Source organism: Flagellimonas meridianipacifica (assembly GCF_003001695.1).
Lineage (GTDB): Bacteria > Bacteroidota > Bacteroidia > Flavobacteriales > Flavobacteriaceae > Flagellimonas > Flagellimonas meridianipacifica.
Map to the genome: position 1 here is coordinate 296,411 of NZ_PVYX01000002.1, position 12,163 is coordinate 308,573.

Below are 12,163 nucleotides of genomic sequence, written 5' to 3' on the forward strand. Positions count from 1 at the left end.
TTGTCGAATACTGATGAAACTAAAAAACTTCATTAATGAGACAAACATTAACCATCCTATTCCTTCTGTGCAGTCTTTTTATCAGTGCACAAGGTCAGAGAAATGTAGAGGACAGCCAATTCAAGGTGAATTTTATAAATCCAGGTTTAGAGTATGAAGTAGGAATAGCCCAAAGCCAAACTTTGAATTTTGGTGCCGGGTTACAGTTTGGAGTGAATTCCAATGGATACGCTTTTTTCCCTGCACTTAATGGTCAGTATCGCTACTATTACAATTTTAATAGACGTTTGGAAAGAAACAAACAGGTTAGGGGAAATTCAGCAAATTATCTAGCCGCTTCGGGAACTTTATTTGTGGAAGAAGTAATCATTGGAGATTTAGAATCAGGCAATGGCTATTTTGGATTTGTCGGACCTGTGTATGGCTTTCAGAGAACCTACCGAAGTGGATTTAATTTCAGTGCAGAATTGGGAGTAGGCTATTATTTTGACAATTTTTTGGATGACGATGGTTTTGGCCCAACCGCGAGTTTTAGTATCGGATGGGTTATTGGCAAGGGTTGGCGATAAAAAAGAGTATGCAAAACTCCTAATAATCAATAACATAAAAAAGACATTCCTATTTGTATCGTAAAGGGAAATCGCAGTACCTTTGCGGGCTTAAAACGGGAAAAAATGTCCAAAATCAAGAATATCGCCATCATTGCCCACGTTGACCACGGTAAGACCACTTTGGTTGACAAAATTATGTACCATTGTCGGCTTTTTAGGGATAATGAAAATAAGGGAGATTTAATTTTAGATAATAATGATTTGGAACGTGAGCGTGGAATTACCATTGTCTCAAAGAATGTTTCTGTCATTTATAAGGACACCAAAATCAATATTATAGATACCCCAGGTCACGCCGATTTTGGTGGAGAGGTGGAACGGGTATTGAATATGGCCGATGGGGTTTTACTTTTGGTTGATGCCTTTGAAGGACCTATGCCTCAAACCCGATTTGTACTTCAAAAAGCCATTGATTTGGGTTTGAAACCTTGTGTGGTCATCAATAAAGTAGACAAAGAGAATTGTACCCCGGAAGAAGTACATGAGAAAGTCTTTGACCTAATGTTTGAATTGGGTGCTGAAGAATGGCAATTGGATTTTCCTACCGTTTATGGTTCTGCCAAACAGAATTGGATGAGCGAAGATTGGCAAAAACCCACAGATAATATTGAACCCCTTTTGGATATGGTCATCGAGCACATCCCAGAGTTCAAACCTGAAGAAGGTTCTACCCAGATGTTGATCACATCCTTGGATTTTTCATCTTTTACTGGACGAATCGCTATAGGTCGTTTGCAGCGGGGAACCCTCAAAGAAGGGCAACAAATTTCCCTGGTAAAAAGAGATGGTTCCATCATCAAGACTAAAGTGAAGGAATTGTTCACTTTTGAAGGCTTGGGTCGTCAAAAAGTACAGGAAGTTGTTGCTGGAGATATCTGTGCCATTGTGGGAATGGAAGGTTTTGAAATAGGGGATACCGTAGCGGACTTTGAGAATCCAGAAAAATTGAAGACCATTGCCATAGACGAGCCTACTATGAGCATGCTTTTCACCATTAATGATAGCCCATTTTTTGGGAAGGATGGCAAGTTTGTGACCTCAAGGCACATCAAAGAACGTCTGGAAAAAGAATTGGAAAAGAATTTGGCGCTACGTGTAGAAGAAACGGATAGCGCAGATAAGTTCATGGTTTTTGGTAGGGGCGTTCTGCACCTGTCTGTTTTGATTGAAACCATGAGACGAGAGGGTTATGAGCTTCAAATCGGACAACCACAGGTGATCATCAAAGAAATTGACGGAGTAAAGTGTGAACCTGTTGAGCATTTGACCATTGATTTGCCAGAGGAAGTTTCGGGTAAAGCCGTTGAGATGGTATCTATAAGAAAAGGTGAAATGACCAGTATGGAAGCCAAAGGGTCACGCATGCTTTGCGAGTTTATAATTCCATCAAGGGGAATAATCGGTCTGCGAAACCAATTGTTGACCGCCACTGCGGGGGAAGCCATTATGGCTCACCGCTTCTTGGAGTATCAGCCTTTAAAAGGAGAAATAGCGCAGCGGATCAATGGTTCATTGGTTTCCATGGAAAACGGAACTGCCATACCGTATTCTATTGATAAACTTCAAGAAAGAGGAAAGTTTTTTATAGATCCAGGAGAGGATATTTACGAAGGCCAGGTAATCGGTGAGAATTCACGCGGAGACGACATGACCATTAACGTTACCAAAACCAAGAAGCTTTCTAATGTTCGGTCTGCAGGTGCTGATGATAAAGCCAAAATTGTACCGGCCATTAAATTCTCGTTGGAGGAGGCTTTGGAGTACATTCAAAAGGATGAGTATGTTGAGGTAACTCCAAATCACCTTCGTATTCGTAAAATATTCTTGAAAGAGGTTGACAGAAAACGAAATAAAATAGACTAGACCACGTGGCCGTGGTGCTGTTCCCGTAGACAGGAAACCGCGGCGCCTATAATTCCGGCGTTGTTCATCAATTCCGCTTTTACCACTTCAGAATCCACATCAATCAGATGCTTGAATTCGTTCCATTTTTTAGAGGTTCCACCTCCTAAAATAATCAAGTCTGGAGCAGTAATCAGTTCAACAATTTTAAGGAATTTGTTAAATCGCTTACCCCATTTTTCAAAAGAGAGACCTTCTCTTTCTTTTGCAGAAGCCGCTGCCCAATCTTCAATTTTCTTATACTTTTTATACGGAATTTGACCTAATTCGAAATTAGGGAGCAACACACCATTATGAAAAACACCGCTTCCCAGTCCGGTACCTATGGTAATCATAATGACCAAACCTTCACGACCTTTTCCAACACCATAGTTCATGGAAGCATAACCAGCGGCATCAGCATCGTTCAAAACGGTAAAAGGTTGTCCTGAAACCTTAGTAAAAAGCTCATCAATATTTACTCCTACCCAGCTTTTATGAAGATTTCCTTCCGATTTGCAGACACCATCTTTAACAATACTTGGAAAGCCACAACCCACGGGACCTTTGTAATTAAAATGTTCCACGATTTGAGCTACCACCTCAGCCATTTCTTCCGGTTTTCTGGAAGATGGGGTAGGGATTCGATGTCTTTCCGTTATCATTTCACCTGTCTCCACATTGACTAAAGCTCCCTTTATTCCGGTGCCGCCAATATCGATGCCTAAAATTTCCATGGAATGGTTTTGTTTTTGAATACGGCAAAGAAACAAAAATCTTTAAAAGTCAAAAGAATATCCGATAAGGTGTTTTCCAACAGAGACTTAAGGTTCAATATGGTAATCAATTGAATTCAACGAGTGATTGGGGTCTATAAAATCAAGTATTTTGTCAATTGCTCTGCCAAAACCGGTTAGTGTGCCCAATTGTTTGTTTTTTCCCAATGCACTGGAAATGGTTTCGTCACGGTTGCCAAACTTGTAACCTGTTTTGGTTATCCAAAGGGTATTGAACAAATGCTGCATCAGAACATTGCCTAATTGGTCAATGGAAATCGCCAATTCCAGGGCAAATTCCCCGACACCCTTAAAACCCTGGGTGAAGAGTTGTCTCAAAAAACCATAAACCAATCCTAGTGGTCCGGTGAGAGCCATTAAAACAATGGAGATAAGAAAAAGAAGAATGCCAATAAATGGATTTACGCTCTTATCCCTTTTACAATCCTGATGCTTTAAAATCATGGTTAAATTGCTTTTTGTATGACTTCAAAAATCTTACTTCCATCACATTTTAAAGTTTTGTGTGGATACTTGAGAATCAATGCGTAGTCATGGGTGGCCATAATAATTGTTCTTCCATTCTCATTGATTTCCTGTAATACTTTCATGACCTCTACACTGGTTTGTGGGTCCAGGTTCCCTGTAGGTTCATCAGCTAGAATCAACTCAGGGTCGTTCAGCAAAGCTCTGGCAATTGCCACCCGTTGCTGCTCTCCACCAGAAAGTTCGTGTGGAAATTTAAAGCCTTTGGTTTTCATACCTACCTTTTCCAAAACTTCCTCTATTTTGTTTTCCATCTTACCGGAATCCGTCCATCCGGTGGCCTTAAGTACAAATTTTAAATTGTTGTTGATGTTTCTATCGAGTAATAGCTTAAAATCCTGAAAAACAATGCCCAATTTTCTGCGTAGAAAGGGGATGTCTTTTTCTTGCATCGTTTTGAGGTCAAAATCTACAATCTTGCCCTTCCCTTGTTTTAAAGGCAAATCGGCATAAAGGGTCTTCATGAAGCTACTTTTACCGCTCCCAGTTTTACCTATTACATAAACAAACTCCCCTTTTTTAACCTCAAGGTTAATTTCATTCAGAATTAGGTTTTCTCGCTGAAAAACGGAAACATCCTCTAATTGTACAATGGTTTCAGACATAATGGAGCTTTAAAAAATAAAGGTACTAAGTTCTAGGATTATTTCCGGTTCGGAATAACCAAATTGATTTTCAAAAGTGCAATTGCATACTTTGGCGTGGATTTTGACGTTATGGTAACAGTCAATCGAGAAACAGCGTAGAACACTATGTATCGAAAAAACCTCTTTTTTGTACCCGTTCTTCTGGGTATATTTTTTGCTGCCACTGCTCAGGAAACCAAAGTTTTTTATCACGAGGATAAGGATTTTCAAGATGCTCTAAACCTCTATAATAATCAGCAATATCAAGCGGCTCAATCTATTTTTGAACAGGTTAAATCAACCACCAAGGATGAGGAAACCGAGGCAAATAGTGCGTATTATTCCGCCAATGCCGCAATTCGCCTAAATCAGCGCGGGGCGGATAAAATGATGGAGGAATTTGTAGAACGATACCCTACTTCCACAAAACGGAATTCGGCATTTTTGGATGTGGCCGATTATTATTTTGAAACAGGAAAATATCCCTACGCGTTAAAGTGGTACAAGAAAGTGGATGTTTCTACCATGTCTTCAAAAGACAAAGAGCGGTTCAACTTCAACAACGGCTACTCCTTATATGCTTCCAAAAGACCCAAAGAAGCCGAAAGATATCTCAGCAGAGTAAGCAACTCCCAAAAATATGGTTCCCAAGCGAAGTATTATCTAGGATACATTGCGTACGAACAGGATGACTATAATGAAGCAAGTGCACGTTTTGACCAAATAACTGACCAGGAGTTGCTCAATGAAAAACTGTCGTATTATCAGGCGGATCTTAACTTCAAATTGGGAAATTTTGAAGAGGCCATTGCCATGGCCAAGAAGCAACTTGCCAAATCGGATAGAAGAGAGATATCAGAGCTTAATAAAATTATTGGGGAAAGCTATTTTAATTTAAAAAAGTATGACGAGGCCATTCCCTATTTACAAAAATATAGGGGAAAACGTGGTCGTTTTAGCAATACTGATTACTACTTGATTGGATATAGTTTTTACAAGCAAGGGGATTATGAAAATGCAATCAAACAGTTCAATAAGATCATAGGAGGGACCAACAATGTGTCCCAAAATGCGTATTATCATTTGGCTGAATGCTATTTGAACCTAGACCAAAAAACCGAGGCTCTCAATGCATTCAAAAACGCTTCAGAGATGGAGTTCAGTCCCGAAATACAAAAGGATGCTCTGTTGAACTATGGCCGATTGAGCTACGAAATCGGAAATCCATATGAGCCAGTTCCTCAGGTATTAAAGTCTTATTTGGATGCTTATCCTAAGGATGAATATCAGCAAGAAATTCAGGAATTATTGGTGGATTCATATATCACTTCCAAAAATTTTGAGGGGGCTATGACCCTTTTGGAAGAGAATCAGAATTATGCCAGTAAAGAAACGTATCAAAAAGTAGCTTTTTATAGAGGGGTCGAGCTTTTTTTGGATGGCGACTATGAAAATGCCATTGAACGGTTTTCAAAATCCCTAAAGAACCCTGAAAACAAATCTTTTGAGGCTAGAGCTGAGTTTTGGCAAGCTGAATCCGCGTATCGCCTTGATAGGTTTGAAGATGCGTTGTCCGGCTTTACAAGATTTCAAAAGTTGCCAGCGGCCAAAAACATGAGTGAGTACGAAGAATTGGATTATAATTTAGGATACTGTCATTTTAAGCTAAAAGATTACAACAATGCCGTCACTTTATTTAAAAGGATGGTAAGTTCTGGAAACATTGAAGATGTCAAACTCGCAGACAGTTATCTCAGATTGGGAGATAGCTATTTTGTGACAAGTAGATATAGCTTGGCCAAAAAGGCCTATGATTCAGGTTCAAAATTGAATGGTCCAGAAAGGGATTATGCCGCTTTTCAAAAAGCCTTGTGCGATGGTTTTCTGGGTAATGGGTCGGCCAAAATTGCAGGCTTGAATGATTTCCTTCGTTTAAATCCAAAATCATCCCTTAGGGATGACGCACTTTTCGAATTGGGAAATTCCTATGTGAAGTCCGGTCAGGAAAGTGAGGGCTTACATATTTATGACAGACTTGTCGATGAATATGCTAGAAGCAAGTTCGCCCCAAGAGCGCTGTTGCGTCAGGGTTTAGTGCACTATAATGCTAATCGAAATGATGAAGCGCTCACTAAATTAAAGCGTGTTGTGGAAAAATATCCAAAAACCGCAGAAGCAAAACAAGCAGTCACAACGGCCAAATTGGTCTACATAGATGAGGGTAGGGTAAGCGAGTATGCAGCATGGGCAAGAAATCTGGATTTTGTGGAAGTCACTGATTCAGAATTGGAAAATGCCAGCTTTGAAGCAGCAGATAGAAAATATGCCGAAGGAAAGACCGAAACGGCCCTAAATGGTTTTGAAGATTACATTAAAGAATTCCCTAATGGAGTCCATGCGCTTCAGGTCAATTTCAACATTGCCCAAATCTATTTTTCAAAAGGAGAAAAGGAAAAAGCACTTCCTTTTTTTAAGAAGGTGGCAGATAGTGGAGGAGAGTATCAGGAACAGGCACTGACCCGGGTTTGCGAAGTTTATGTGGGGAACGGAGACTACAACAGCGCAATTCCCTATTTGGAACAATTGGAAGAAACAGCGGAAATATCTCAAAATAGAACTTTCGCCCAGTCCAATTTAATGAAGGGCTTTTACGGAAAGAAGAACTATGATTTGACCATTGAATACGCCGAAAAGGTATTGGGAGCCTCTAAAATTGATAATCGCATTAAAAGTGATGCCCAGATAATGATAGCAAGGTCCGCTATTGAGACTGGAGATGAAAACCTTGCAGAAACTGCCTTTGCAGAAGTGAAGAAGATAGCAACTGGAGAATTGGCTGCGGAGGCATGGTATTATGATGCCTACTTTAAAAACAAGGCACAGGACTTTGAAGCTTCAAACGCTTCGGTACAGAAACTGGCTAAGGATTATGCCACTTACAAGGAATGGGCAGGAAAGGGACTCGTTATTATGGCGAAGAATTTTTATGCCTTGGACGACGCGTTTCAGGCTACTTATATTCTGGAAAGTGTCATTTCCAATTTTTCGGAATACGAAGATTTGGTAGCGGAAGCCCAAGGAGAATTGTCCATAATCAAATCCAGAGAGTCACAACGAAATTCTTCTGTGGACCCTAATGGCAATTAATCAAAATACGATGCGAAAGAGAACCACTATATTTTCCATAATTTTTTTGAGCCTTTTGGGCCCTGTTTTGGCCCAAGAAACCAAGGATATAGGCACTGAAACAGTAACGGTTGTTAAGCCCTACTCCCCAACTGTTTCAGATGCCTTTAAACTAAAATCAAGCCCTACTTTGGATGATTCCATTGTGCTTCAAAAAAAGAAAATCAATTACAGTATTTTTTCGGTACCTGTGGCTTCTACCTTTACCCCCGCCAAAGGCAGGGCATCGAGAGTTAAGAAAACGCCCCCACCTACCTTGTATAATTCCTATGCTTCAATAGGTTTGGGAAATTTCAACAATGCCATGGTGGATTTATATACGAGTCGTGAGTTCAATAGAGGTGAGAATTTGTTTGATGTAGGTCTAAGCCATCATTCGTCCCGAGGTGATATAGAGTCTACACCACTGGACGCCGATTTTTACAATACAAAAGTGGATGTTTCCTATGCCAAGAAAGATAGGGATGTGGATTGGGACCTAGGACTTGGTGTTCAACATCAACTATATAATTGGTATGGTATAGAGCTGGAAGAGTTTGATGAAACCATACTCATTCCCTTGGACGAAACCCAGAATTACTTTAATGCCCAGGTTACGGGTAATTTAAGCCTGGAGGATTCTTTTTTTAAGAATGGAACTGTTTTGTTGCGCAGGTTTTGGGATGCAACGGATTCTGGAGAAAATAGAGTGGTACTGGAACCAACGATTGAGTTACCCATAACAGAAGAATTGGTGACTATAAAGACCAAGTTTGATTATGTGAGCGGTAGTTTTGAAAATTCTTCTTTGAACAGTGCAACGAATGAATCAGGGATTGATTACAGTCATTTTCAGGTAGGGGTAAATCCGAGTTTGTTGATACTGAGAGATGATTTGACACTAAATTTAGGAGCAAATATTGTATATGGGTTGGATACCGAAAACTCGGATGGTAATTTTTTTATCTATCCAGCAGTAACCGCTTCGTATCGCTTGGTTGATGAAACCGTAATTGCCTATGGAGGGATTGAAGGCGAACTCAGACAGAACTCATATTATGATTTTGTTCAGGAGAATCCATATGTTTCACCTACATTGGATATTCAACCTACGGACCAACAGTATGAAGGGTATCTGGGTCTAAAAGGTCAACTGTTGCCAAGTGTGGGGTATAATATAAAGGGTTCCTATACCGCTGAAAACAGGCGACCACTCTTTTTGTTGAACCCGGAGAATCTGGCCAGAAGTGAAGAAGAAGGCTATTTTTTGGGCAATTCGTTTCAAGTTTTTTATGATGATGTTAAAACCTTAGGTGTTTTCGGGGAGCTGAATGTTGATGTAAATCGTAATTTTTCTTTGGGCGTCAATGCTGAATTCTATGATTATGATACCGAAACCGATAATCCGGCATGGAATTTACCCTCTATTAGAGGATCCTTGTTCATGGATTATCAAATTTCAGAACAATGGTTCTTTGGCGCCAATTTATTTTATGTAGGTGAGCGTGAAGATTTGGATAGGCAGGTCATTGCAGGTCCACTGCCTCCCATACCTTCGGATGTAATTCTGACTTTAGATGGTTTCTTTGATGTAAACGCTCATGCGGGGTATCGATTCAATGAACAACTTTCCATTTTTGTAAAAGCTTCCAACATTGCCAATAACGATTATCAGCGTTGGGCGAACTTTAGAGTTCAGACTTTTCAAGCTCTGGCAGGCGTGTCCTATAAGTTTGATTTGTAGGTAAAAACACAATAAAAAGTTAAGAAAATCGTTATGATAGCCTCTGGACGATGGTTTTTTGTGGTCTAGAGACCCAAATCTGAACATGAAATCATGCGATTACAGTTCATACTTTTATTGGTCCTTTGCCTGTATACTTTAGGTATCTGCTCACAAGAAGAGAAAAATCTTGTACATAACGGAGGCTTTGAAGATTTTGTGGAATGCCCCGTCAAAATGAGCAACTTAAACAAGGACACAGAATATTGGAATGCCCCCACCTTGGGTACTACCGATTATTTTAATGTTTGTAGCAAGACCAAGCTTGGTATTCCCATGAACTTCAAGGGAAAACAAAAAGCTTTTGAAGGGCATGGCTACATAGGACTTTATTTGTTCGCCCCAAAAGATTACAGGGAATATATTCAAGTTTTACTAACGGAAACCTTAGAAAAAGGGCACCGCTATCGATTAAGTCTTTCTTTAAGCCTATCCGAAAAATCAGATGGAGCTGTTATGGATATGGGCGCTGTGTTTTCGGCGAAACCACTTTCCATACATACAAAAAGACAACTTTCAAACGCCATGTTGTCTTCCCAAAGTGTGAAAACCACTCATTCGAAATCTTTTTCCAATTCTGGTTTTTATGAAGATAAACAAGACTGGATGAAAATAAGCTTGGACATTGTAGCGAAGGGATTTGAGAAAAATTTGATTCTTGGGAATTTTAAGAGCAATGGTGGAACTAAATATTTAGACTTCAAAAAAGACCAGACAAAACCAGAAGGCTATGCCTATTATTATGTAGATAATGTGGTTTTGGAATATTTAGGACCCGAATACAAGCCCAATCAAAGCTATGTCTTGGAGCATGTAAACTTTGACTTTGATAAGTTTGAGCTTTTACCAAAGGCTAAATACAATCTGAGAGAAGTTTATTCTTATTTGATGAAACATCCTAATCTAAGAGTAGATATAAGCGGTCACACAGACCATATGGGTTCCGAAGAGTACAACAGTGTACTTTCCAAACAACGTGCGAATACAGTGGCCAAATATTTGATTCGGTTAGGGCTGGATAAGGACAGAATCTCATACAAAGGTTACGGCAACACGAAACCTTTGGATAGCACATTAACGGACCAAGGAAGAAAAAAGAATAGAAGGGTTGAATTTGTGATGACTAAATTTGAGGACAACTGAGAGGTTATTTACCTTCCAAAAGCTTTCTCATTTCCTCATTGTACTCTAGAACAATTTCTCCTGCACTACCTCCACTTAGAACAAAGAAAGATTCCGTTTTATAACCCTTGGAGCTGATGTTTATCTTCCAGTGAAAGTCCTTTTCACTTTCAATGGTAAAAACTCCATCAAAATCGGTATAGGCAGTATCCTCGGTTGAGTTAATCTCCACCGTTGCCAGATAAATGGGAAGCCCCAATTCATCAATAATTTTCCCAGTAACAGTATTTTGACTAAAGCCAAAAATGGGAATAGCAAAAAGTATAAGCGTAAAGGTTCCTTTGCGCATTACAGTAAGATTTGGACTATTGATAACGGCTTAAAACCAATTTTAGTATACACTCACATACAAGGATACTTTGTTGACAACATAAATGGTCCAATACACAAGCAAACCGCAATACGGAGGTGAGTTATGCGTTAATTAACATAACGGGAACCAAAACAACAAAAAAAACACAAAATGGGTGCCCGTAGACTATTTCTTTTTAGCTTCAGTATATTTTTTTGCACTGTACTTTCTGCTCAAAACCTTATTCTTAATTCAGGGTTTGAGAATTTTTCGGATTGTCCAATCTATATGTCTCCAATGGATGTCTTAATTGAGGATGTATCCTTGCCAACGTCCAGCTCAGGAGATTATTTCAATCAATGTGCTAACGAAGACTTTGGTGTTCCTTCCAATTTTAAGGGAAATCAGTCTGCCGCTGAAGGTTCAGCATACATTGGATTGTATTTTTATGCACTGAATGATTATAGGGAGTACGCTCAATTGAATACGGCCAAAAAACTCCGCGAAAAACATCCATATAAGATATCGTTTCAAGTGAGCTTGGCAGAAAACTCCAATTTGGCATTGAAATCCATGTCAATTCTATTGGTAAACCGTAAGGTAAAAGTGCCAAACTCCTCAGTTCTGACGAAGTCTAGATTGGATTTGGAAAAGGATTTGGAATTTCATGAAGTCCAATTAAAGGCCGACAATTCTATGGCAGATACTTCGGGATGGGTTACGTTATCCGCTGAGTTCGATGCCAGGGGCTTTGAGAGCCATATCTTGATTGGAAATTTCCATAACAATGGGAATACCCAACTTTTGAATGCCGCAAAACTACCGTCATCCAGTGACTTCTCGTACTACTATATAGACAATTTTATCCTGGAAGAACTGCCACGAGTGAATTATGAGCAAGACAAGATATATGTGATGGAGCAAAATCCTTTCGAGCCCAAAGGGTACGAATTGGATGCAAAGGCGTTGGCTAGTGTTCAGAAGATTTTCAAATACCTAAAGGAAAATGCCGAAGTACAAATGAAGATTACTGGACATGCCGAAAACATTGGAACTACGGAATACAACAAGTTCATCTCTTCCTTGAGGGCTAGGGCCGTAGCACTTCATTTAAAAAAGCTGGGCATTGCGGAAGACCGTATTGTTTGGGAAGGTGTTGGGGATACAAAGCCACTTCGGAATGGTAAGCTAAAAGCAAAAGATTTTGAAGATGGTAGGGTAGAGTTTGTTATGACCAAGTTCGATAATCGTTAAGAATATTTCTCTCTAGACTTTTCCTATTTTTGGGGAAACCCATTACA

Annotated in this window: 10 protein-coding genes; 6 read left to right on the forward strand and 4 right to left on the reverse strand. The window is 39.7% G+C overall.

What is annotated here, in order from left to right; genetic code table 11:
* Positions 1–35 precede the first annotated feature (35 nt).
* Complete coding sequence (locus CLV81_RS11130) at positions 36–569, forward strand: DUF3575 domain-containing protein (protein WP_106145207.1); 534 nt, start codon at positions 36–38, stop codon at positions 567–569.
* A gap of 105 nt (positions 570–674) precedes the next feature.
* Positions 675–2,474 carry a translational GTPase TypA gene (gene typA / locus CLV81_RS11135; RefSeq protein WP_106145208.1) on the forward strand — a complete coding sequence of 600 codons (1,800 nt, stop codon included), beginning with the start codon at positions 675–677 and terminating at the stop codon, positions 2,472–2,474.
* Here typA and ppgK read toward each other — a convergent pair.
* The 3 genes from ppgK to CLV81_RS11150 all read right to left on the reverse strand — a co-directional run bounded on the left by ppgK (position 2,471) and on the right by CLV81_RS11150 (position 4,419).
* Positions 2,471–3,229 carry a polyphosphate--glucose phosphotransferase gene (gene ppgK / locus CLV81_RS11140; protein WP_106145209.1) on the reverse strand — a complete coding sequence of 253 codons (759 nt, stop codon included), beginning with the start codon at positions 3,227–3,229 and terminating at the stop codon, positions 2,471–2,473. The two genes, typA and ppgK, sit on opposite strands and share 4 nt — an antisense overlap.
* An 87-nt stretch (positions 3,230–3,316) precedes the next feature.
* Positions 3,317–3,733, reverse strand: a complete 417-nt coding sequence (locus tag CLV81_RS11145) for a hypothetical protein (protein ID WP_211298007.1) — start codon at positions 3,731–3,733, stop codon at positions 3,317–3,319.
* Between the two features lie 2 nt (positions 3,734–3,735).
* Positions 3,736–4,419, reverse strand: a complete 684-nt coding sequence (locus CLV81_RS11150; RefSeq protein WP_106145210.1) for a cell division ATP-binding protein FtsE — start codon at positions 4,417–4,419, stop codon at positions 3,736–3,738.
* Between the two features lie 147 nt (positions 4,420–4,566).
* Between CLV81_RS11150 and CLV81_RS11155 the strand changes: the two genes are divergently transcribed.
* The 3 genes from CLV81_RS11155 to CLV81_RS11165 all read left to right on the forward strand — a co-directional run bounded on the left by CLV81_RS11155 (position 4,567) and on the right by CLV81_RS11165 (position 10,531).
* Positions 4,567–7,587, forward strand: a complete 3,021-nt coding sequence (locus CLV81_RS11155; protein WP_106145211.1) for a tetratricopeptide repeat protein — start codon at positions 4,567–4,569, stop codon at positions 7,585–7,587.
* 10 nt (positions 7,588–7,597) lie between these two features.
* Entirely contained in the window at positions 7,598–9,349 is a 1,752-nt protein-coding gene (locus CLV81_RS11160; RefSeq protein WP_106147477.1) for a porin family protein, read from the forward strand.
* A gap of 93 nt (positions 9,350–9,442) precedes the next feature.
* Complete coding sequence (locus tag CLV81_RS11165) at positions 9,443–10,531, forward strand: OmpA family protein (protein ID WP_106145212.1); 1,089 nt, start codon at positions 9,443–9,445, stop codon at positions 10,529–10,531.
* Between the two features lie 4 nt (positions 10,532–10,535).
* Here CLV81_RS11165 and CLV81_RS11170 read toward each other — a convergent pair whose 3' ends face one another.
* A complete protein-coding gene (locus tag CLV81_RS11170) occupies positions 10,536–10,859 on the reverse strand; it encodes a carboxypeptidase-like regulatory domain-containing protein (protein ID WP_106145213.1) in 324 nt (107 codons plus the stop codon).
* 300 nt (positions 10,860–11,159) lie between these two features.
* Here CLV81_RS11170 and CLV81_RS11175 point away from each other — a divergent pair, with 300 nt between their 5' ends.
* Positions 11,160–12,116 (forward strand): OmpA family protein, encoded by a 957-nt coding sequence (locus CLV81_RS11175; RefSeq protein ID WP_158259117.1) that lies wholly within the window; start codon positions 11,160–11,162, stop codon positions 12,114–12,116.
* The last annotated feature ends 47 nt before the right edge of the window (positions 12,117–12,163 follow it).